Below are 21,478 nucleotides of genomic sequence, written 5' to 3' on the forward strand. Positions count from 1 at the left end.
CCGGGGACCCCTCGGGGTCCCCGGCCCGTCGCCGCTTGCGCACCGGTGCCGCACCACGGGAGCGTGACGTCGGCGACGACGGTGGAGGTGGGACGTGCGCGACCTCGTCTACTACGTCGGGGTGTCGATCGACGGCTTCATCGCCGGCCCCGACGACGAGGTGGACTTCTACCCGCTCACCGAGCCGTTCACCGAGTGGATGGCGACCGAGTACGCCGACGCGCTGCCCACGCACGTGCGCCGGGCGCTGGGGGTCGACGCCGCGCTCCGGCGCCGGTTCGACACGGTCGTCATGGGCCGGCGCACCTACGACCCCGGCCTCGCCGCGGGCATCGTCAGCCCCTACGCCCACCTGCGGCAGGTCGTCGTCTCCCGGTCGCTGGAACCCCCGGCCCCGGAGGTCACCGTCGTCCGGGAGGACCCGCTGGCCGCCGTGCGCGCCCTCAAGGAGGCGCCCGGCCTCGACGTCTACCTCGCCGGCGGCGGGCAGCTCGCCGGTGAGCTGCTCCCCGAGATCGACCGGCTGGTGCTCAAGCAGTACCCGGTGGTGGCCGGTGCCGGCCGGCCGCTGTTCGACACCGGGTTCGCCCCCACCGGGTTCGTCCTGGACGACGTGCGGACCTTCCCCGGCGGCCCCGCCGTCCTCACCTGGTCGCGCTCGCGCTGACCCGGCCGGGGGAGCACGTGACCGCCCGCCGCTCCGACGCCCGCCGGGCCGCCGGCCTGGCCGTGCTGCTCGCGGCCTGGAACGACCTGCTGGTGCCGCGGCTGCCCGAGCGGGCGTACGCGCCGGTGAACGCCGCGGCCGCGGCGACGCTGCTCGCGGCGGCCCGCGCCGGGGGGATCACCTGGGCCGAGCTCGGCCTGGACCCGCGGCGGCTGGGGGCGGGGGCACGGGAGGGCGGGGCCTGGGCCGCCGTCGTCGGCGCCGGGTACGCCACCGCGCTCGCCGTCCCGGCCCTGCGGCCCCTGCTCGCCGACGCCCGCGTGACCGGGCTCGGCGCGCGGGCGCTGGCCGTCCGGGTGCTGGTGCGCATCCCGGTCGGCACCGTGCTGTGGGAGGAGGTCGCCTTCCGCGGCGTCCTGCCCCCGGTGCTGCGGCGGGTGCTGCCCGCGCGGCAGGCGCGGGCCGCGGCGGCGGCGCTGTTCGGCCTGTGGCACGTGACCCCCACCGTGCGCACGCTCGCGCTCGACGCGCCGGCCGCGGACCGGCCGCGCCGGGCCGGCGCGGTCGGCGCCGCCTGCCTCGGCACGGCGGGCGCCGGCGTGCTGTTCGCCCGGCTGCGCGAGCGCAGCGGCAGCCTGCTGGCACCGGCGCTGCTGCACCTGGCGGCCAACGACCTCGGGGCGCTGGCGGCCGCGGCGGCCGGGCGCCGCTGAGGTCAGCCCAGCAGCCGCTCCACATCGGCCCACGAGTCCGCGACCGCGGCGACGCCGTCCTCCCGAGCCCCTCGCCGTGGGCCGGCAGGCGGCACGACCGCGCTGTGGATCACCCCTCGGCGCGGGGTAGGAGGACCGGGCCCTGAGCCCACGGGGTGTCCCACCTCTCCTCCGGAGGACCCGTGCCCGTCCTGACCTCCCTCCGCCCCGCCGGCCCGCCTCCGCGCCACGTGCGGACCGCCGTGCCCGCGATCGGCGCCCGGGTCCACTCCCGCACCTGGCGCTCCGGTGCGGGCGGCGAGCGGGTGCCGGTCGTGCTGCTGCACGGGCTGGGTCTGTCCAGCCGGTACCTGGTCCCGCTGGGACGGCGTCTGGCCGCCCTCGGGCACGACGTCCTCGCGCCCGACCTCCCCGGGTTCGGCCGCTCGCCGCGGGACCCGCACCTGCGCTGGCCCGGCGGCCCCGACGTCGCCACGCAGACCGGCCACCTGCTGGCCTGGCTCGACGCCTGCGGGATCCGCCGGGCGAGCTTCTTCGGCAACTCGATCGGCGCGCAGGTCGGTGTCGAGCTCGCCGCCCGCCACCCCGAGCGGGTGGAGCGCCTGGTGCTGTCCGGCTCGACGCCGGACCCCCGCTACCGCCGGCCCTGGCGGCAGTACCCGCAGGTGCTGCGCAACCAGGTCTTCGAGGTCCCCACGCTGCAGCCGGTGATGCAGGTCGAGTACCTGTCCACCGGCGTGGCCCGGATGGTGCAGCAGCTCGTCCGCAGCGCCGACGACCCGATCGAGCAGCGGCTGCCCGACGTCGCCGCGCCGACCCTGGTGGTGCGCGGCCGGCACGACCGGACCCTGGGCCAGGAGTGGGCCGAGGAGGTCACCCGGCTGCTGCCCGACGGCCGGCTGGTCGTGATCGAGGGCGCCGCGCACAACGCCCACTGGTCGGCGCCGGACGTGACCGCCCGGCTGGTGGACGTCTTCCTCTCCGGCGAGCTGGACCGCCGCGAGCCCATCGACGACGACGTCGTGCTGCCCCGGTCCCGGCCCGGTGACCCGCTGGCCCCGGTCCGGCCGCTGCCGCCGACGGTGCACGCCGTCCTCGACGTGGTGAGCACGCTGGCACTGCTCACCGTGCCGTGGACCCGGCCGTGGGGGCCGCGGACCCGCCTGCTGCTGGCCGCCTCCGGTGCGGCGGGGCTGGCCGACACGCTGCTGACGGACCACCCCGCCGGGCTGCTGCGCGTGCTGCCGCTGCCGGTCCACCTCAACCTGGAGGCGGCGGCCGGCTGGCAGCTGCTGGTCGCGGCCGCGACCTGGCTGCGGGGCGAGCCGGTGGCGGGGCGGTGGGCCGCCGCCGCCCAGGGCACCTACGAGCTCCTGCGCGCGGCGACGGCGCAGGCACCGGCCGGCCCGGCGCGGCTGGTCCCGGCCGGGCGCTGACCGGGACCCGGTCGTTCCGGGTCGGTTTCGTCCGCGACAGGAGGGGCATGGTGGGGCGGCACGGCCGGGTGCAACACGCCGCCTGACGAGCCGGGCACGCCCCCGGGTGGCGACCCATCGTGAGCACCAGTACGTCGCGGCGGCGGCCGTCGACGGCCGTCCCGACGATCACCGGCATCCCGTGGCAGCCACCGTCGGAGCACCAGCTGCGGGGCATGGACGCCGACGCCACCCTCGACCTCGGTTGGGGAGGCACGGTGCGCTACCTCGTGGCGGAGGACCGGCGCACCGGGCGGGTCGTCGGCACGGTCACCGGGGTCGACCACGTCCGGGCGTTCGGGGACCCGCGCCCTGCGCGCGGCTGCTCGCCGACGAGGCGCTGCGCCGCGGGGTGCGGGTCGAGGTCACCGACGCCGACCAGGGCGAGCTGCGCCTCACCCTCGGCGCCCGCGGCGCGCTCACCTGCGGGTCGATGCTCGAGCCCACCTCGGCCGTGGCCCTGAGCCGCTGCGCGGACCCGCGGGTGGCCCGCCGGGTCGCCGCCCGCGCCGGGGTCCGCGTGGCTGCCGACGCCGTGCCGGCGGGGGAGGAGCTGCGGGTCGTCGTCGTCGGCTCCGCGGTCGTCGCCGCGGGGGTGCGCCGGCCAGCCACGGTGGTCGGCGGCGGGGTCTCCGACGTCGCGGCGCTGGTCCGCCGGGCCGGCCGGCGCCGGGAGCGGGCCACCGGCGGGCGGTCCCGCATCCCGCTCGACGAGGGGACGGCCGCCGCCGTCGCCGAGGCCGGCTGGGCGATGGACGACGTCCCGCCGGCCGGCGAGCGCAGCACCGTCCGGCCGGGCCCTCGGGCTGCCCGTCGCGGGCCCGGACCTCCGCGTCCCCGACGCCGGGGCACCGGGGTACGTCCTCGTGGGCGCCACCCCGCGGCCGGACCTCACCGACCACCTCCCGCGACCGGTCGCCGCCCGCGTCCTCGACCTGCTTTTCCCCGAGACCCGCAGCCGCTGACCCCCTCGGTCCCCGACCGGGGCCGGATCGGTACCGCACGCCCCGACGACCCGAGGACACACGTGAAGATCGTCTACCGCAGCTTCGACGGCCGGTACTCCGACAACCCCCGCGCGCTGCACGAGGCGCTGCTCGCCCGCGGCGACGACGTCGAGCACGTCTGGATGCGCGCCGAGGCGCACGCCGACGAGTTCCCGGCGGACGCCGCGACCGTCCCGGTCGAGGGGGACGAGGCGGTCGCGGCGCTGGAGTCGGCGGACCTGGTCGTGTCGAACACCCACCTGTCCGTGGACTGGGACAAGCGGCCGGGAGCGACCTACCTGCAGACCTGGCACGGCACGCCCCTGAAGGCGGTGCACCGCGACGTCACCTTCGACCCGGAGGTCCCCGCGGTGATCGACCGGGACATCGCCCGGTGGGACCTGCTGCTGGCGCAGAACCCCGACGGCAGCACGCTGCTGCCGCGGGTCTTCGGCTACCACGGGCCTGTGCACGAGACCGGCTACCCGCGCAACGACGTGCTCTCCCGGCCGGACCCCGCGCGGGCCCGCGAGCTGGTCCGCGCCGAGCTCGGCGTCCCCGCCGACCGCACCGTCGTGCTGTACGCCCCGACGTGGCGCGACGACGAGCTGGCCGACGAGGAGGGCCCCTCCCACCGCCTGCGCCTGGACCTGCGGCGCTTCGCCGACCGGTTCGGGTCCGACCACGTCCTGCTGGTGCGGCTGCACTACCAGGTCACGGACGCGCTGGACGGCGTCGACGTGCCGCACGTGGTCGACGTGTCCGACCACCCCGACATCCGGGACCTGCTGCTGGCGGCGGACGTGCTGGTCACCGACTACGCGTCCCTGCAGTTCGACTTCGCCGTCACGGGCAAGCCGATCCTCTACTACACCTACGACCTCGACCACTACCGCGGCGACCTGCGGCACTTCTACCTCGACCTCGAGGAACTCGCCCCCGGCCCGCTGCTGGGCACCGTCGACGAGGTGCTCGACGCGCTCGGCGACCTCGACGCGCTGGCCGAGCGCCACCGCGAGCGCTACGACCGGTTCCGGGAGCGGTTCTGCTCGCGCGAGGACGGCCACGCCACGGAGCGCGTGCTGGACCTGGTGTTCCCCGCCCCGGCGGCCGCGGCCGGGTGAGCCGGGGCAGCGGGGACGTCAGGGGGCGGCGCTCCCGTCCCCGCCGGCCAGGACGTCGGTGAGCCCGGTGAGGTCGAGCAGCCGCCGGGCCGACCCGCCGGGCGGCAGCACCACCTCCAGGTGGCCGGCCGCGGCCCGGGCCGCCTCGAGCAGCAGGCCGGCGCCGACGCTCGCGACGAAGCCCAGCCGGGTGAGGTCCAGCAGGAGCGGCCGGCCGCCGGTGGCCTCGGCGAGCAGGGCCGCCCGGACCTCCGCGACGCCGGCGAGGTCGAGGTCGCCGGTCAGTTCCAGCCGGCGGCCGCGCGGCGCCTCCCCGGCCCGCAGGGACGCGGGGACGCCCGCCACCGGGGCCACCCCCGGCGCGGGCGGCGGCACCGGGGCCGGGGGCGCCAGCCGGAACCGCAGCGCCGTGCCCCGCGGACCGGGGACGACGTCGACGCCGCCGCTCAGCGCCGTGATCATGTCCAGCCCGCGGCCGCGGAAGCCGGGGTCGGCGGCCGCCGGCTGCCAGGTGCCGCCGTCGGTGACCGTGGCCGCCACCCCGCCGTCGGGGTCGGCGACCAGCTCGACCTGCACCCGGCCCGGTTCGGTGGCGTCGCGGTAGGCGTGCTCGACGGCGTTGGCGGCGGCCTCCCCGACCGCCAGCTGCAGGTCCCCGGTGGTGTCGGGGGACAGCGCGGCCGCGTGTGCCCAGCGGGACACCTCCCGCCGCAGCCGCGCCAGCTGCAGGGGATCGGCGGTCAGGTCGAGGCGCAGGGGAGCGGGGTGCCGCCGGGCGGCGAGCACGGCGACGTCGTCGTCGGCGCCGTGGCCGCCGCCGAGCAGGTCGGTGAGGACGCCGTCGAGCAGCGCCGGCAGCGGCGCCGTCGCCCGTGCCGCGGCCGCGGCCGCCAACCGCGCGAGCCCCTCGTCGAGCAGGCTGCCGCGCCGCTCGACCAGCCCGTCGGTGTAGAGCAGGAGGGTGGCGCCGGCGGGCAGGACGCTGACCGCCTCCGGACGCCGCCCGGAGCCGGACACGCCGAGCGCCGGGCCGTGCCCACCGTCGAGCAGCACGGCCGACCCGTCGGGGGTGACCAGCAGCGGCGGGGGATGGCCGGCGGTGCTGGCGGTCAGCCGGCCGGTGGCCGGGTCGAGGACCAGGCAGGCGACGGTGGCCAGCGCGGCGCCGTCGATCCGCCCGGCGAAGCCGTCGAGGAGCTCCAGCGCCCGCGCCGGCCCCTCCCCGGTGAGCAGCACGCCGGACAGCGCGCTGGACAGCCGCCCCATCACCGCCGCCGCCGAGGCGCCGTGGCCGACCACGTCGCCGACGACCAGCGCAGTCTGGCCGCCGGGCACGGGCACCACCTCGTGCCAGTCGCCGCCGGCGGACGTGCCCGTGACCGCGGGGAGGTAGCGGGCGGTCACGCCCAGCCGGTCGGAGGTGGGCAGGCGGGCGGGCAGCAGGCTGCGCTGGAGGGTGTCGGCCATCTCCCGGCGCACGTCGGCCAGCGCGGCCCGCTCCAGCGCCCCGGCGACCTGTCCGGCGACGGTGAGCAGGAACGCGCGCTCGGCGGCGTCGAAGGCCCGTGGCCGGTCGAAGACCACCGCCACCGCGCCGACCAGGCGGGGACCGGCCAGCAGCGGCAGCGACGCCGTCGCCTGGGTCTCCGGCCGCAGGAACGGCGCCATCTCCGGGTAGCCGGACACCAGGGCCTCGCGGTCGGGCAGCCACACCGGGCGGCGGGTGCGGGCGGCCTCGGCCAGCGGGGCCGGCGCGGACAGCCGGATGGTGCTGAACCCGGCGGTCCACCCGGGGGAGTCGCCGTGGACGTCGACGGTGTGCAGCAGGCCGTCCTCGCCGAGGGCGCACACCGCGACCACCGCCGCGCCCAGCGACTCGTGCAGGCGCGCGGTGAGCTCGGCACCGGCCTCCGCGGCGGTGCCGGCGGCGGCCAGGGCCACGGCGAGGTCGTGCAGCTGGCGCTGCCGCTCGGCCAGCCGCTCGGCGGCCACCGTCGTCGCGACCAGCCGGCCGAGGTCGCCGGCGAGCGCCCGGTCCGCGTCGTCGAAGCGGCGGCCGGGGTCCGCGACGGCCAGGGACAGCAGCCCGACCCGCTCCCCGCCGGTCACCAGCGGCACCACCAGGCGGGGGCCGACCGGCAGCGGGTCGGCGGGCAGCCGGACCGGCGAGCGCCCGGTGGCCTCGTCCCGCAGCGCCTCGGTCACCGTGCCGACGACGAACGGCTGCCCGGCCTCCACGGACGGGCGCAGCTCCTCGGGCACGACGAGCAGCGGCACGCCCGTGAGTCCCCGCGCCGCGTCGGCCGGGGCGGCGGCGACGACGCTGTGGCGGTCGTCGTCGCCGCGCAGCCAGACCAGGGCCCGGTCGGCCAGCTCCTCGACGGCGAGGGCGGCCACCGCGGCCAGCCGGTCCTCCACCGCACCCGGAGCGGCCAGCGCCTGGCCGGCGGCCGCCAGCAGCTCCGCGGCCCGCTCCCGGCGCCGGGCCGCGGTGACGTCGAACAGGACCGCGTGCAGCGTGCGGGCGGTGCCACCCTCGTCCCGGGCGACGTGGCCGAGGTGCTGCAGCCACACCCACCGGCCGTCGGCGGTGCACACCCGGTAGGTCAGCGTGAAGTCCACCGTGCCCGCGTCGACCTCGCGGCGCACCCGGTCCAGCACGGCGTCGTGGTCGTCGGGGTGCAGGATCCGCGACCACAGTCCCTCGTCGGCCAGCCACCGCGAGGCCGGGTAGCCGAGCAGCTCCTCGGCCCGCTCGTTGACGAAGGTCAGTCGCAGCGTGGCCGGGTCGCGCTCCCACACGACCGCGTTGAGGCCGGCGACGGTCGCCTGCAGCCGGGCCACGCTCGCCTCCGCGGCCCGCCGGGCGATCTGCTCCGCGATCCGGCGGGCGGCCTGCGCGGCGAGGGCGGTCTCCGTGGCGCGCCGCTCGGTGACGTCCAGGACGCTGCCACGGACCAGCCGCCGGTCGGGGTCGGGCAGCCGCAGCAGGGTGACCTCGCACGGGACGTCGGTGCCGTCGGCGCGGCGGTGGGTCCAGTCGAAGCGGGGCCGCTCGCCGGCCAGCGCCCGGTCGAGCTGCGCCGCCGCCGCTTCCCGCGAGGACCGCCCGTCGGGCTGCTCCGGCGGGCTGACCTCGACCGGCCCCACCCGCAGCAGCTCCGCCCGGCTCATGCCGAACAGCTCCTCGGCGGCCCGGTTGACCGTGACGAACCGGCCCGCGTCGAGGTCGAGGATCACGACGGCGTCCGGGGCGTACTCGACCAGCGCCCGGTACCGCCGCAGCTCCGCGCGGTCGTCGCCGTGCGCTGCGTCGTCAGGATGGTGCGACGCGTCGGACGCGTCCACGACGTCTCCCGTCGGTCGGGTGCCCGCTCCGCGTCTGAGCCGCTCCCCGGGATTCTGCCCCGCGCGACGCCGTCTGCGAACCCCCTGGTGGGAACCTCGGCCCCGGTGGGGCTCCTGGCCGCCGCCTCGCGACGGGACGCGGTCCCCGTCAGCAGCAGGAGGGCTCCCGCCCGCGGTCCCGGGGCGACGACGCCGGGCCGGGGCCCGGGCCCGCGGTCACGACGTCGCCCCGGCCAGGACCGTCTCCCGGTCGCGGAGCGGTGGCGCCGCCGCGTCCCGCAGCTGCGCGGCCCGGCTGCGGGCGAGCTGCCACGCACCGGGGACGGCCCAGAAGGTCCAGCCGATGTAGACGAACTGGAGGGGCAGCCGCAGCCACGGGTGCGAGGCGCCGGGGAGGCCCTCGATCCGGACGCCCGCCGCGGCGACGTAGACGTTGGCGGGGAACACGGCGACCAGGTAAGCCGCGAGGGCGAGAGCCACCTCCCGGCGCCGGCGGTGGGGTGCCGCCAGCCCCACGCCGAACAGCACCTCGAGCAGCCCGGTCCAGAGGATCACCCGCTCCCGCGCGGGCACGAACTCCGGCAGGTGCTGCACGAAGGGCTCGGGCTTCACGACGTGGGTGACCCCCGAGAAGGCCATCGCGGTGGCCATCGCCACCCGCGCAGCGTCCGGCGGCGGGCGGCGGCGGTGCAGCCGCGAGGGGAGCAGCCGGGCCAGGGCGTAGGTCCCGACCAGGACGACGAGGAGCACCATCGCTGGACCTCCCGGTCCGTTCTCCGGGTGACCGTCCCCTAGGGGACCGGGGACGGCGGCGGTGAGGAGCCGGCCGGTCGCAGCAGGCGCTCGACCGCGTCGTCCCACGCCACGGGGAGCTCGTCGCCGCGGACCGTCCACGACTCGAACCGCGTGGGCCTCATGTGCGGGCGCAGCGTCGCCATGACGGCCGCGTGCGGCATCTCCCGCGCGAAGCGGCCGAGCGCCGCGTCGTCGGTCCACGCGGACAGGGTCCAGAACGTCCTGGCGAGCGGCTGGGCCCGCAGGCTGTAACCGACCAGCCCCTCGGTGCGCTCCAGCTGACGGACGACCGCGACGGTCAGCCCGAGGAAACGCGGGACCTGGGCGAACGACCGGAGCGGCAGCCGGCTCGCCAGCACCACGTACTCGTCACCCGGGACCGGGGAGAGGCGGCGACGCCACGGCACGGTGGGCACGTCACGCCTCCGGTCGCGGTGACGCCGGGGGAGCCGGGACCCGCAGGGGGCGGGCCAGGCGCTCGTAGCGGGGGCGGAGCGCGAGCCGGTACAGGACCCGGAGCAGCATCGGCTGAGCGGCCAGCAGCTCCGCGCGCTCGGCCGGGGTCGCGTGGTCGAGCACCCACGGCCCGGCGAACACGACGGCGCGCGCGCCGACGACCTTCCACGCGGCCTTGCCCAGGGCCGTGAACTCCTCGGCCGTGAACTCCCGCTGGTACCGGGAGAAGGCGACGTCCTCCTCGTGGGGGAGGTGCACACCGAGGATCTCCTGCAGTGCCTCCGCGGCACGGACCGCCTCCTCCAGGTCCCGCTCCCAGCTGCCGCCCCCCGCCGCGGCGGGCAGTGCCTGCAGGCTCTGGCCCATGACCGCCAGGCGATCGGCCAGCACCCGGTGTTCTCCCTCCAGTTCGCCGTCCGCATCGGCGAAGGTCGGGTCCCGCTCCAGCAGCGCGGGATAGACGACCGCCTCCTCGGCGGTGTGGTGGTCGTGGATGGCGCCCTCGTACCTCGCGTACCAGGCGGCCAGCGCGGACAGCTGGTCCGCGTCGGCCGGGCGGGCCGAGGCGACGAGCGTCCGCAGCCGCTCCGCGTCCGTGCGCATCGCACGGTGCTCCAGGTAGCTGGGGCGGAGGTCCGGCCGGGTGTCGGCGGTCATGGGAGGCCCCGTCTCTCCCCCGTGGACGACCTGCTGCACGTCAGGGATTGCCGCGTGCCCACCCTGCCAGCGGGGCGTGGCGCGCGGAACCGACTTTGGACTCTGACCCACGCCTGCTGCGCGGACGCGGCGGTCCGCGAGCCGGCCGGACGGGAGGCCGAGGGCCGGCCCGGGTCGTCCCGGGTGACCGGGGTCGGCATCGGGTGCGGCGACCACACCGGTACCCACCGCGCGAGGTCCCGCCTACCCTGCGGTCGTCGATCGGCCGAGCAGGAGGTCCCGCCGTGATGGTCGGCCGCACCACGAGCCGGCGGGTCGTCGAGCCGCCGGGACCCACCGACAGGAGCGGCCGGAGGCTCGGGCTGGCCACCGCCGGCATGCTCCTGCTCGACGGCGTCGGCGGCGGCCTCGCCGTGGCGTCCGGCTGGAACACCCCGGCCGAGGCCTGGAGCGGACGGGCCGTCGCCGCCGCGCCCGCGCCGGTGATGGTCGCGCAGGCCGCACTCGCCGCGGCGGCGGTCCGCCGGCCGGGCCGGCGGGGGGCCGCGGCGGCCGGACTGCTCGCCGCCGTGTGCCTGCTCAGCAGCCTCTCCGGCTTCTTCGACGGTCAGCTCGGGAGACCGGGGCTGCCTCGCCACATCCTCGGTGTGCAGCTCCTGCTGGTCGGGGTGACCTCGGGTGTCGGGGCGCTCGCGGCGGTCCGGGCCCGCCGTCTGCTCCACAGCCCGGGGTGACCCGGAGGTGGTCGTCCGCGCCGAGCGCGGGGGCGAGGACGCGACAGGGGCCGGTGAGCCCGCTCGCGCGGGTCACCGGCCCCTGTCGCGTGCCGGGAGGGATCAGATGTCGTAGTACTCAGATGTCGTAGTACATGGCGAACTCGTGCGGGTGCGGGCGGAGGCGGATCGGGTCGATCTCGTTCTCCCGCTTGTACTCGATCCACGTCTCGATCAGGTCGGGCGTGAAGACGCCGCCGTCGATCAGGTACTCGTGGTCGACCTCGAGCCGGTCGAGGACGGCGTCCAGCGACGCCGGGACCTTCTCGATGCCCAGGGCCTCCTCGGGCGGCAGCTCGTAGAGGTCCTTGTCCACCGGCGCCGGCGGCTCGATCTTGTTCTTGATGCCGTCGAGGCCGGCCATGAGCATCGCCGAGAAGGCGAGGTAGGGGTTGGCCGACGGGTCGGGCACGCGGAACTCGATGCGCTTGGCCTTCGGGTTGTCGCCCGAGATCGGGATGCGGCAGCAGGCCGAGCGGTTGCGGGCCGAGTAGACGAGGTTGATCGGCGCCTCGTAGCCCGGCACCAGGCGGTGGTAGCTGTTCACCGTCGGGTTGGTGAAGGCCAGCAGCGACGGGGCGTGGGCCAGCAGGCCGCCGATGTAGTGGCGGGCGGTGTCGGACAGGCCCGCGTAGCCGGTCTCGGCGTGGAAGAGCGGCTCGCCGTCCTTCCAGAGGCTCTGGTGGCAGTGCATGCCCGAGCCGTTGTCGCCGAACAGCGGCTTGGGCATGAAGGTGACGGTCTTGCCGTGCGCCCAGGCGGTGTTCTTGATGACGTACTTGAACAGCATCAGGCTGTCGGCGGCGCGCAGCAGGGTGTCGAACTTGTAGTTGATCTCGGCCTGACCACCGGTGCCGACCTCGTGGTGACCGCGCTCGAGCTCGAGGCCCACGCCGGTGAGGTTGGACATCATCGTGGCGCGCAGGTCGCTGTAGTGGTCGAAGGGCTCGACCGGGAAGTAGCCGCCCTTGGCGCGGGTCTTGTAGCCCAGGTTGGGGCCGCCGTTCTCGCCGGTCAGGGCGCCCGAGTTCCAGGAGCCCTCGACCGAGTCGATGTGGTAGTAGCCCTCGTTGATGCCGGTCGAGTGCCGGATCGAGTCGAAGATGTAGAACTCCGCCTCGGGGCCGAAGTAGGCGGTGTCGGCGATCCCGCTGCTGGCGAGGTACGCCTCGGCCTTCTTCGCCACGTTGCGCGGGTCGCGGCTGTAGGCCTCGCGCGTGATCGGGTCGTGGATGAAGAAGTTGACGTTCAGCGTCTTGTGCTTCCGGAACGGGTCGAGGAAGGCGCTGTTGGCGTCGGGCAGCAGCAGCATGTCCGACTCGTTGATCGCCTGGAACCCGCGGATCGACGACCCGTCGAAGCCGAGGCCGTCGGAGAAGGTGTCCTCACCGAACGTCGACGCCGGGATGGTGAAGTGCTGCATGACGCCGGGCAGGTCGCAGAAGCGCACGTCGACGTACTCGACGTCGTTGTCGCGGATGTAGGCGGCGACCTCGTCGGGACTGGTGAACATCGATCCTCCGGTGTGGGGCGGACAGCCGACTCGCAAGCTATGACCGGGGAGTTGCCCCGGGGTGTCCCGTCTGTTTCGGGGCGGTAACAACGGCTCCGGCGTGTCGCACCGGACGCCGTCGCGCGCGAGCGGCCGGGCGTGCGGCGGGCGGGTCCTACGCTGGTGGGCATGGTCAGGGACGCACAGCCACCCTCTCAGGAGCGCCGGCGGGGTGCGTCGCTGGGCCTGCCGGAGAGCGGGCCCGGGTCGCTGGCGCCGTTCGGCACCCGGGTGCTGGCGTTCCTGGTCGACGCCTTCCTCTCCGCCGTCGTCGCGGGCCTGTTCACCGCCCCGGACCTGCCGGGCAACTGGAGCCTGCTGTCGTTCGCGGTGGTCTACGTCGTGTTCCTCGTGGCGGTCGGGCAGACGCCGGGGATGCGGCTGCTGGGCCTGCGGCTGGCGCACCCGCACCCCGCGTCCCGGCTGGCGCCCTGGCGGGCCGTCGTCCGCACCGGGCTGCTCATGCTGCTGGTGCCGGCGCTGGTGGTCGACGCCGACGGCCGCGGCCTGCACGACCGCGTCACCGACACCGCCGTCGTCCTCGACAGGTGATCGTCCGGCGCGAGCGGCCGGCCGACGCCGCCGCCGTCGACGCGGTGCACCGGGCGGCGTTCCCCACCGACGTCGAGGCCCGGCTGGTGCGGGAGCTCCGCGCGGACGCGGGCTTCCTGCCGCACCTGTCGCTGGTCGCCGCCGACGGGGACGACGTCGTCGGGCACGTGGTCGCCACCCGCGGGTGGATCGACCCCCTCGACGCCCCGGCGCTGGGGCTGGGCCCGCTCGGCGTGCGGCCGGACCGGCAGGGGAGGGGGGTCGGGACGGTGCTGGTGCACGCGCTGGTCGCCGTCGCCGAGGCGGCGGGGGAGCGCCTGGTGGCGCTGCTCGGCGACCCGGCCTTCTACGCGCGGGCCGGCTTCGTGCGCGCCTCGGACCTGGGCGTCGAGCCGCCGGACCCCGCCTGGGGCGGGCACTTCCAGGCCCGCCGGCTGGCCGGTCCGGAGCAGCGCGGCACCTTCCGCTACGCGGAGCCCTTCGGCCGGCTGTGACGGCCTCCCCGCAGGGGGCCCGCCGCGAGCGTGCGGGCCGGTGGGGCGCGGGGAGGTCCTCCCTCAGCGGCGGCGGACCTGCCGCTGGCTGACGGTCATCTGCCGGCCGCCGGGCAGCGGGCCGCCGGGGACCGGCGGGCGCGCGCCGCCGAGCGCGGCCAGTCGCCGGCCGAGGGTGTTGACCTCACCGGCGGACAGGTTGCGGGGCAGCTTCATCACGTGGGCGCTGAGCTTGCGGAGGGGGACCTGCCCCTCCTCCTCGCCGACGGTGACGTCGTAGATGGGGGTGTCGCCGACGACGCGGGCGATGCGCTTCTTCTCCTGCGCCAGCAGGCCGCGGACGCGGACCGGCGAGCCCTCGCCGACCAGGATGACGCCCGGGCGGCCGAGCACCCGGTGCACCGCGTCCAGCTGGGCGGTGCCGGCGACCCCGGCGGACACCCGCCAGTCACCGCGCATGCCCTCCAGCACCCACGCGGCGGCGCCGGGCTGGCCCTCCACCTGGCGGTAGGCCGAGCCCTGCGCGCGGCGGCCGAAGACGATCATCGCCGCCAGCACACCGAGGACGACCGCGATCGGCAGGAAGAGGAACGGCGCCCCGAACAGGATGGCCAGCAGCTCGACCACACCGGCCACCGCCACGAAGGCGATGAGCATGTACCACGGCAGCTTCGGGTCGTTCTTCCGCGTCAGCGAGTAGGCCTGCTTGATCATGCGGACCTGGTTGCCGACCTTCTTCAGCCGGCCGACCTTCGGCTCGCCGTCCTTGCCGGTCTTCGCGGGCTTGCCCGCCTTCCCCGCCGCGGTGGCACCGCCCGTGGACCGGCCGCGCCCCGCGGCGGGGCCCCGGCCGGCGTTGCCGGCGGGAGCGGGGGAGTCTGTGGGCTTGCTGCGTGCCATGTCCCCAGGATAGGGGCGTCGCGCAGCGGTCCCGGGGAGCCCGCGGGGCGGTCAGCCCCGAGTGGTGAGGCCGCGGGCCTCGACGGCCTGCTGGTAGAGCCGCCCGGCCCGGTAGGAGCTGCGCACCAGCGGCCCGGCGAGCACGCCCGGGAAGCCGATCCTCTCCGCCTGCTGCTGGAAGCCGACGAACTCGTCGGGCTTGACCCAGCGGACCACGGGGTGGTGCCGCGGCGAGGGCCGCAGGTACTGGGTGATCGTCAGCAGGTCGCAGCCGGCCTCGTGCAGCGCGCGCATGGTCTCGACCACCTCGTCGGGCTCCTCGCCCATGCCGAGGATGAGGTTGGACTTGGTGACCAGCCCGGCCTCGCGGGCGGCGGTGATCACCGCCAGCGACCGCTCGAAGCGGAAGCCGGGGCGGATGCGCTTGAAGATCCGCGGCACGGTCTCGACGTTGTGCGCCAGCACCTCGGGCCGGGAGGAGAACACCTCGGCCAGCTGGCCGGGGTCGGCGTTGAAGTCGGGGATGAGCAGCTCGACGCCACAGCCGGGGACGGCGGCGTGGATCTGGCGGACGGTCTCGGCGTAGAGCCACGCGCCGCCGTCGGGCAGGTCGTCGCGGGCGACGCCGGTGACGGTGGCGTACCGGAGCTGCATCGTCGCGACGCTCTCGGCGACGCGGCGGGGCTCGTCGGCGTCGAACTCGGCGGGCTTGCCGGTGTCGATCTGGCAGAAGTCGCAGCGCCGGGTGCACTGGTCGCCGCCGATGAGGAAGGTGGCCTCCCGGTCCTCCCAGCACTCGTAGATGTTGGGGCAGCCGGCCTCTTCGCAGACGGTGTGCAGGCCCTCGCGGCGGACCAGCGACTTGAGTTCGGTGTACTCCGGGCCGGTCTTCAGCCGGGTCTTGATCCACTCCGGCTTGCGCTCGATCGGGACCTGGCTGTTGCGCACCTCCAGGCGCAGCAGCTTGCGGCCCGAGGGACCGATCCGGGACGGCTCGGAGGTACTGGTCGCCACCGTCTCGCTCATGATCCCCACCGTACTCCCGGACGGCGATCGCCCCCGCCGCCTCGAGGGCGGCGGGGGCGATCGGCGTGCTGACGCCGGGCCGTCAGGCCTGGCCGGCGGCGGGCCCGGCGGTCGGGCCCTCGTCCGCCCCGCCGCCGCTGGTGAACGGCTCGGGAGCGGTCCGGGTCGGGTCGGTGGCGCCGGCGTCGTCGTCGCCGGCCACGTTCTGGGCATCGCGGATGCCCATGTCGGACTCGGGGGGCGCCGAGTCGCCGGCGACGAACATCGCGTCGGAGACGGTCTTGCCGGAGTCGTCGTTGCTCGGGGAGCTGGGCACGGGGTCCTCTCGGTAGCTGGGCACGGGCCCGTCGCCGGCGGGGGCCGGCGTCCACGGGTCCTCGGTCTTGCGGCGCAGGAACGAGAACGCCGCCGCGCCGACCGCCAGCGCGAGGAGCACCCACGGCCAGCGGCGCGGCTCGGATCCCGTACCCACCTTCCGCCTCGCCTGCGCAGCCTTCCTCGCGGTCTTCCGCGTGGCCTTCCGGCCGGCCTTCGTCGCCTTGCGGCCGGGATTCGCGGCGGCGCCGACGAGCTCGGCCCGGCGGTGCTCGAGCTCGCCGAGCGCGGTGCCGACGCCGGCCACCAGGCTGTCGCGGGCGCTGCCCAGGGCCGGGACGACGGTGTCCCTCGCGGCGGCCACCCGGGGGGCGACCTCGGTGGCCAGCGCCTTGCGGGTGGCGGCCGAGGCGGCCTCCACCCGGGGCGCGAGGTCCGCGGCGGCCTTGGCGGCGGCGGCACCGGCGGCGGTCAGCGCCGAGGTGACCGCCGGGCCGGCGGACTCGCGGGCGGCGGCCACGCGCGGGGTCAGCGCGTCGACGGCCGCGTCGACGCGCTCGCGGGCGGCGTCGAGGACGGGGTTGGCGGCCTCGCGGGCGGCCACGACGCGCGGGGTGAGCGCCACGACGGCGGCGTCGACGCGCTCGCGGGCGGCGTCGAGGACCGGGCTCGCGGCGCCACGGGCGGCGTCCACCCGCGGGGCCAGGGCCTCGCGGGCCGAGGCGACGGCGGGCGCGGCCACCGCGACGGCGGCGGCGACCCTGGGGGCGGCCGCCTCGCGCGCGGCGTCCACGCGGGGGGCCAGTTGCTCCGCGGCGGCCCGGCCGGCCTCCGTGACGGCGGCGCCGAGGTGACTGAGCCCCTCCTGGAGCTCGGCCCCGATGACCTGGCCGCGGGACTGTGTGACCTGGCCGCGGGACTGTGTGCGGGACACGGGATGCACCTCCGGGTTGATCGACTCCGGCCATCCTGCCCGCTCCGGCGGGAAGGCACATCCCCGGGCCGACCCGCCGCCGGGCCGGTCAGGACGCGCGCGTCCCCGGGGCGGCACGGTCCGCGCCGGCGGTCCGCAGCACGGGGCAGCCCGGCACGTCAGGGGGGTCGGCGTCGTCGGTCACGGCGACGACGCGGCCGCCGAGCGCGGTCACCAGCGCGACGGCGTGCGCCACCGCCGCGGCGGGCACGGCGCCGCCGGTGAGGTCGAGCCGCACGACGTCGGCGGGCAGTGCGCCGTCGCCGGCGTGGCCGAGGACCTGCAGGACGGTGCCGTCGACCGCCGTCCCCAGGCCGCGGGCGCGCAGCCCCGCCAGGAGGTCGGCCGCCGCGGGGAGCAGCGGGCCGGGCAGGTCGCGCGGCAGCACGCAGACCACCGACTCCGGCGGGACCCCCGACCGCAGCAGCGCCGCGGCCAGGGAGTCGGCGGTGCGCGTGCCCGCGACGTCGGCGGGCGACAGCGTCGTCCAGACCGGGGGAGCGGCGTCCGCGAGGCCGAGGAGGGGCAGGGCGCGCGTGAGGGCGGTCAGGTCGGCCGGGCGTCCTTCGGGCGTCCGCGCCTCCCGGGCGGCCGGGCGTCCCGACGGGTCGACCAGGGGCACGAGGACGACGTCGGCCGCGGCTGCGCCCTCGGGGTCCCGCGGCAGCGGCAGGAGGGTGGCGGGGTCGGCGGCGACCCCGCCGCCCCCGGCCTTGGCGGCGTACATCCCGGCGTCGGCGGCCGCGAGCAGGCTCTCGATCGTCCGCCCGTCGCCGAGGGTGGTCGCCAGGCCGATGCTGGCGCCGACCCGGACGACCCGCCCGGCGACCGCCACCGGCTCGACGAGGACGCGGTGCAGCCGGGCGGCGCACTCCCGCGCCAGGACGGCGTCGGCGCCCGGCAGCAGGACGGCGAACTCGTCCCCGCCGAGCCGGGCCAGGACGTCGGACGGGCGGAGGGCCCCGCGCAGCCGCGCCCCGACGGTCCGCAGCAGGTCGTCGCCGGCGGCGTGGCCGAGGCCGTCGTTGACCGCCTTGAACCCGTCCAGGTCGAGCAGGAGCACGCCCGCGGGCCGGCCGGGGGCCAGGTGCGCGGCGGCGCGCTCGCCCAGCGCCCGCCGGTTGGCCAGGCCGGTCAGCTCGTCGGTGTGCGCCTGCCGGCGGACCTCGGTCAGCGCTCGCAGCTCCCGCAGGGTCAGCGCCGTGCGGGCGAGCGACGCGGCCAGGCAACCCAGGGCGCACAGCTCCCCGAGCCCGGCGCCGGGCCGGCTCCACTCGACGCTCAGGACGAGCAGCGCCGCGACGTTGCAGCCGACCGGGATGCTCACCCAGCGCCAGCCCGTGCGGACCTCCGCGACCGGCTCCGGGGCGGCGGGCCGGGGGGCCGTGACGACCGCGACCACCGTGAGGGCCGCGTTGAGCACGCAGGCCAGGTCGCCCCAGCCGCCGGGGACGTAGGTGCCCCCGGCCTGGGCCGCGGCGATGAGCACGTCGGCGACCAGCTTCCCGGTCAGGACGGCGCAGAGCAGGAGGACGGCCCGGTCGACGCGGGCGCCCAGGACCGCGAACACCGCGCCGACGAGCGCGAGCAGCAGCAGGTCGGCCACCGGGTAGGCGAGGTTGGCGGCGACCGCCAGCGGGTCGTGCGCCGGGGAGGACAGCGTGGGCGCCAGCACCCAGGTCGCCGTGACCGCGGCGACCGCGAGCGCGCCGATCAGCCCGTCGAGCCAGCTCACCGCCGATGCCCGCGGCGCCCGGCTGCGGACGAGGAACAGGGGGACGGCGAACAGCGGCGGGTAGGCGGCCAGCCACCACGCGTCGGCCACCGAGGGGAACGGCGGCTGCGCCTGCGGGACCACGACCAGGACGTAGGTGAGGTTGCCGACCACGATCAGGCCCCACGCCACGGCCACCGCCTGCCAGGTGCGCCGCTCGGCGGGCGACCGGCCGCCGGTGCGCCAGCAGAGGAGGCCGGCCAGGACCGGGACGGCGTTGTAGAGGACGACGTCGTACAGCAGCGTCTCCGCCGGACCGCTGCGGGCCCGGTCCACGCCGGTGAGGTAGACGGCGACGAGGGCCGCCGTCAGCCAGACCACCGGGCGGCGGGTCCCGGTCCGCTGCCCCCACGCGGCGACCACGGCGCCACCCCGCCACGGCGCCGGCCGGCCGGCGGCGGACCGGCTCGGCACCGTCTCAGTCCCGGACACGGGCGGCGGCGGCGCGGTGGGCGGCCAGCCAGCGCAGCAGGTCGGGAACCGGCATGGGCCGGGCGACGGCGTAGCCCTGGGCGACGTCGCAGCCCAGCGCCGCGAGCCGGGCGGCGGTGGTGAGGTCCTCGACGCCCTCGGCGACCAGGCTCAGGCCCAGGTCGTGGGCGAGCGCGACGGTGTGCCGCACGATCGCGGCGGCCCGCTCGTCGCGGTCGACGTCGGCGGTGAGGCTGCGATCGAGCTTGAGCTCGTCGGCGGGCAGCCGGCGCAGGTAGGCCAGCGAGCTGTAGCCGGTGCCGTAGTCGTCGATGGAGGTGCGCACGCCCAGGCGGCGCAGCTCGCCGAGCACGGTGCGGCCGCGCTCGGGATCGGCCATGAGGGTGTCCTCGACCAGCTCCAGGGTCAGCGCCGCCGGGGGCAGCCCGCGCCGGGCCAGCTCCGCGGCGACCTTGCCGGGCAGGTCGAGGTCGGCGACGTTGGCCGCGGACAGGTTCACCGACACCGGCACCCGGTGCTCGTCCCACCAGCGGGCGACCGCGTCCAGGGAGCGCTCGAGCACGGTGTCGGTCAGCGGGCGCAGGAGGCCGGCCTGCTCGGCGGCGGGCAGCACCTGCGCGGGGCCGAGCAGCCCGCGCCCGGGGTGGTGCCACCGCAGCAGCGCCTCGACGCCGACGGTGCGGCCGTCGTCCATGGCGACCTGCGGCTGCAGGTGGACGTCGAGCTGGTCCTCGGCCAGCGCGGTGCGCAGCTCCTCCATCGTGCGCAGCCGCTCGCCCGACCCGCTGGTCGGGTCGGGGACGTAGACGTGCACGCCGGCGCGCTCGGTCTTGGCCGCGTACATCGCCACGTCGGCGCAGCGCAGCAGCTCCTGGACGTCGTCGGCGGGGACCGGCGCGGTCGAGACGCCGATGCTCACGCCGACGTGCAGCCGGATGCCGTCCACCTCGAACGGCTGCCGCAGCAGGTCGTGCACGACGCCGGCGCGCTCGGCGGCGGTGTCCAGGTCGACGGCGGGCAGCAGGACGGCGAACTCGTCGCCGCCGAGCCGCGCGAGCACCTCGCCGGGCCGCAGCGCGGGGGCCACCCGCGGGCCGACCTGGCACAGCAGCTGGTCGCCGGCGCCGTGCCCGAGGCTGTCGTTGACCTCCTTGAACCCGTCGAGGTCCAGCAGCAGCAGCGCGGCGGGGGAGGCGGTGGTCGCCCCGGCGACGACGGTGCGGGCGCGCTCGAGCAGCGCGCGCCGGTTGGGCAGGCCGGTGAGCTCGTCGGTGCGCGCCTCCTGCCGGACCACCGCGAACGTCCGCACCTCGCGGAAGGTGACCGCGGTGCGGGCCAGCGCGGCGAGCACACAGCCCACCGCCAGCCACCCGGCGCTGTCGGGCAGGTCGTCGCCGTAGCCGGCGGCGAGCACGGCGAGGGCGGCGAGCGTGCCGGCCAGCGGCAGCGCGACCAGCCGCCAGGTGATCCGCACGCCCTCCTGCCCGGCGGCGCGCCGCGGGTCGCCGGTGGTGCGCCACGCGGCGACGGCGGCCAGCAGCACGCCGGCCTGCCACACCAGCTCCAGCGGCCCGCCGTCGGCGTAGCGGCCCTCGGCGCTCAGCACGAACAGGGCGGCGTCGGCGACGCAGAACAGCGCGATGGCCCCGGCGATGCACAGCAGGGTGCGGTCCAGGTGCACGCCGAGGATGGCGCTGACGCCGACCAGCAGCGACAGCAGCAGCACGTCGGCACCGGGCCAGGCGAGCTGGGCGACCGAGACGTGGCTGCTGTCGGTGAGGTAGGGCCCGAGCAGGAACCCGGTGCCGACCGCCGTGGTGCCGAGCGCGGCGACGACGCCGTCGAGCCACATGCTGGGCAGGAACCGCGCGACGCGGGCGCGGATGAGCACGAACAGCGCGACGTAGAGGCTGCCGTAGGCGACGGCGACGCAGGTGTCGGCCACCGGGGACGGCGTGGTGCCCGCCTGGCCGGTCTCGAGGATGCGCGCGACGTTCCCGGCCGCGCCGGCGACGAGCGAGGTGGCCAGCGCCCGCCAGGCGAGGGCCTCGCGGGGAGCCCGCGGGGCGGTCAGCCAGCAGGCGGCGCCGGCCGCCAGCCAGGACAGGTGGTAGAGGACGACGTCGTAGAGGACGTCCCAGGCCTGTCCGGGCGGGCGGGGGCCGACGCCGGTGGCGAAGAGGGCAGCGGCGAGCGCCGCGACCACCACGAGGGGGCCGCGGGGACCGGTCCCCGCCCGCCGGAGGGACACCTGAGCGCGCCGCACGAGGACGACAACGGCTCGTCCGCCGTCCGGGTGCAGCCCGGAGCGCCCGACCGACCCGTCCGGGTGAGGCCCCGGGCGGTAGACTCGCGGGCGTGACCGGCGGACGCCTGCTTCTCCGGCCGTGCTGACCTGAGCAACCAGTCAGCACGGCGACCCCTCCTGTGTGAGGGGTCTTTTCATGTCCGCCGACGGATGACCCC

17 protein-coding genes are annotated in these 21,478 nt (G+C 77.2%); 7 read left to right on the forward strand and 10 right to left on the reverse strand.

Going from position 1 to position 21,478, the window contains the following annotated elements:
- Window positions 1-94 precede the first annotated feature (94 nt).
- The 4 genes from ACI8AB_RS11780 to ACI8AB_RS11795 all read left to right on the forward strand — a co-directional run bounded on the left by ACI8AB_RS11780 (window position 95) and on the right by ACI8AB_RS11795 (window position 4,965).
- Entirely contained in the window at window positions 95-667 is a 573-nt protein-coding gene (locus tag ACI8AB_RS11780) for a dihydrofolate reductase family protein (protein WP_387989105.1), read from the forward strand.
- A gap of 17 nt (window positions 668-684) precedes the next feature.
- Window positions 685-1,380 (forward strand): CPBP family intramembrane glutamic endopeptidase, encoded by a 696-nt coding sequence (locus tag ACI8AB_RS11785; RefSeq protein WP_456950285.1) that lies wholly within the window; start codon window positions 685-687, stop codon window positions 1,378-1,380.
- 182 nt (window positions 1,381-1,562) lie between these two features.
- Window positions 1,563-2,816 carry an alpha/beta fold hydrolase gene (locus ACI8AB_RS11790; RefSeq protein WP_456950286.1) on the forward strand — a complete coding sequence of 418 codons (1,254 nt, stop codon included), beginning with the start codon at window positions 1,563-1,565 and terminating at the stop codon, window positions 2,814-2,816.
- A gap of 391 nt (window positions 2,817-3,207) precedes the next feature.
- On the forward strand, window positions 3,208-4,965 hold the full coding sequence (locus ACI8AB_RS11795) for a CDP-glycerol glycerophosphotransferase family protein (protein ID WP_456950287.1): 1,758 nt from the start codon (window positions 3,208-3,210) through the stop codon (window positions 4,963-4,965).
- A gap of 18 nt (window positions 4,966-4,983) precedes the next feature.
- Here ACI8AB_RS11795 and ACI8AB_RS11800 read toward each other — a convergent pair whose 3' ends face one another.
- The 4 genes from ACI8AB_RS11800 to ACI8AB_RS11815 all read right to left on the reverse strand — a co-directional run bounded on the left by ACI8AB_RS11800 (window position 4,984) and on the right by ACI8AB_RS11815 (window position 10,221).
- The gene (locus tag ACI8AB_RS11800; RefSeq protein WP_456950288.1) at window positions 4,984-8,313 is read right to left on the reverse strand and encodes a SpoIIE family protein phosphatase; all 3,330 of its coding nucleotides are present in this window, start codon (window positions 8,311-8,313) and stop codon (window positions 4,984-4,986) included.
- 216 nt (window positions 8,314-8,529) lie between these two features.
- Window positions 8,530-9,066 carry a DoxX family protein gene (locus ACI8AB_RS11805; protein ID WP_456950289.1) on the reverse strand — a complete coding sequence of 179 codons (537 nt, stop codon included), beginning with the start codon at window positions 9,064-9,066 and terminating at the stop codon, window positions 8,530-8,532.
- A gap of 38 nt (window positions 9,067-9,104) precedes the next feature.
- Window positions 9,105-9,524, reverse strand: a complete 420-nt coding sequence (locus tag ACI8AB_RS11810) for a hypothetical protein (protein WP_456950290.1) — start codon at window positions 9,522-9,524, stop codon at window positions 9,105-9,107.
- Between the two features lies 1 nt (window position 9,525).
- Window positions 9,526-10,221 (reverse strand): hemerythrin domain-containing protein, encoded by a 696-nt coding sequence (locus tag ACI8AB_RS11815; RefSeq protein ID WP_456950291.1) that lies wholly within the window; start codon window positions 10,219-10,221, stop codon window positions 9,526-9,528.
- 287 nt (window positions 10,222-10,508) lie between these two features.
- Between ACI8AB_RS11815 and ACI8AB_RS11820 the strand changes: the two genes are divergently transcribed.
- Window positions 10,509-10,955, forward strand: a complete 447-nt coding sequence (locus ACI8AB_RS11820; RefSeq protein ID WP_456950292.1) for a hypothetical protein — start codon at window positions 10,509-10,511, stop codon at window positions 10,953-10,955.
- 118 nt (window positions 10,956-11,073) lie between these two features.
- Here the strand turns inward: ACI8AB_RS11820 and glnA are convergent, their stop codons facing one another.
- Window positions 11,074-12,507: a type I glutamate--ammonia ligase gene (gene glnA / locus ACI8AB_RS11825; protein WP_387989145.1), complete on the reverse strand. Its 1,434-nt coding sequence runs from the start codon at window positions 12,505-12,507 to the stop codon at window positions 11,074-11,076.
- A 168-nt stretch (window positions 12,508-12,675) separates the two neighbouring features.
- Here glnA and ACI8AB_RS11830 point away from each other — a divergent pair, with 168 nt between their 5' ends.
- Window positions 12,676-13,098, forward strand: coding sequence for an RDD family protein (locus tag ACI8AB_RS11830; RefSeq protein ID WP_456950293.1), 423 nt, complete (start codon window positions 12,676-12,678; stop codon window positions 13,096-13,098).
- Window positions 13,095-13,592 (forward strand): GNAT family N-acetyltransferase, encoded by a 498-nt coding sequence (locus tag ACI8AB_RS11835; protein ID WP_456903971.1) that lies wholly within the window; start codon window positions 13,095-13,097, stop codon window positions 13,590-13,592. The genes ACI8AB_RS11830 and ACI8AB_RS11835 overlap by 4 nt, the downstream gene beginning before the upstream one ends.
- Before the next feature lie 63 nt (window positions 13,593-13,655).
- Here ACI8AB_RS11835 and ACI8AB_RS11840 read toward each other — a convergent pair whose 3' ends face one another.
- From ACI8AB_RS11840 to ACI8AB_RS11860, 5 genes are all read right to left on the reverse strand, one after another.
- Window positions 13,656-14,492 (reverse strand): DUF4191 domain-containing protein, encoded by an 837-nt coding sequence (locus ACI8AB_RS11840; RefSeq protein WP_387989154.1) that lies wholly within the window; start codon window positions 14,490-14,492, stop codon window positions 13,656-13,658.
- A 51-nt stretch (window positions 14,493-14,543) separates the two neighbouring features.
- A complete protein-coding gene (gene lipA / locus ACI8AB_RS11845; RefSeq protein ID WP_456950294.1) occupies window positions 14,544-15,518 on the reverse strand; it encodes a lipoyl synthase in 975 nt (324 codons plus the stop codon).
- Between the two features lie 82 nt (window positions 15,519-15,600).
- Window positions 15,601-16,767: a hypothetical protein gene (locus tag ACI8AB_RS11850; RefSeq protein WP_456950295.1), complete on the reverse strand. Its 1,167-nt coding sequence runs from the start codon at window positions 16,765-16,767 to the stop codon at window positions 15,601-15,603.
- An 88-nt stretch (window positions 16,768-16,855) separates the two neighbouring features.
- The gene (locus ACI8AB_RS11855) at window positions 16,856-18,994 is read right to left on the reverse strand and encodes a GGDEF domain-containing protein (RefSeq protein WP_456950296.1); all 2,139 of its coding nucleotides are present in this window, start codon (window positions 18,992-18,994) and stop codon (window positions 16,856-16,858) included.
- Between the two features lie 4 nt (window positions 18,995-18,998).
- On the reverse strand, window positions 18,999-21,221 hold the full coding sequence (locus tag ACI8AB_RS11860) for a putative bifunctional diguanylate cyclase/phosphodiesterase (RefSeq protein ID WP_456950297.1): 2,223 nt from the start codon (window positions 21,219-21,221) through the stop codon (window positions 18,999-19,001).
- Window positions 21,222-21,478: the final 257 nt, after the last annotated feature.

The sequence above is a fragment of the Geodermatophilus sp. SYSU D00698 genome (assembly GCF_054050335.1).

Coding starts and splice junctions, on each gene's coding strand:
- ACI8AB_RS11805 (WP_456950289.1), bottom strand. CDS start 9,066: ATGGTGCTCCTCGTCGTCCTGGTCGGGACCTACGCCCTGGCCCGGCTG.
- ACI8AB_RS11815 (WP_456950291.1), bottom strand. CDS start 10,221: ATGACCGCCGACACCCGGCCGGACCTCCGCCCCAGCTACCTGGAGCAC.
- ACI8AB_RS11820 (WP_456950292.1), top strand. CDS start 10,509: ATGGTCGGCCGCACCACGAGCCGGCGGGTCGTCGAGCCGCCGGGACCC.
- glnA (WP_387989145.1), bottom strand. CDS start 12,507: ATGTTCACCAGTCCCGACGAGGTCGCCGCCTACATCCGCGACAACGAC.
- ACI8AB_RS11830 (WP_456950293.1), top strand. CDS start 12,676: ATGGTCAGGGACGCACAGCCACCCTCTCAGGAGCGCCGGCGGGGTGCG.
- ACI8AB_RS11840 (WP_387989154.1), bottom strand. CDS start 14,492: ATGGCACGCAGCAAGCCCACAGACTCCCCCGCTCCCGCCGGCAACGCC.
- lipA (WP_456950294.1), bottom strand. CDS start 15,518: ATGAGCGAGACGGTGGCGACCAGTACCTCCGAGCCGTCCCGGATCGGT.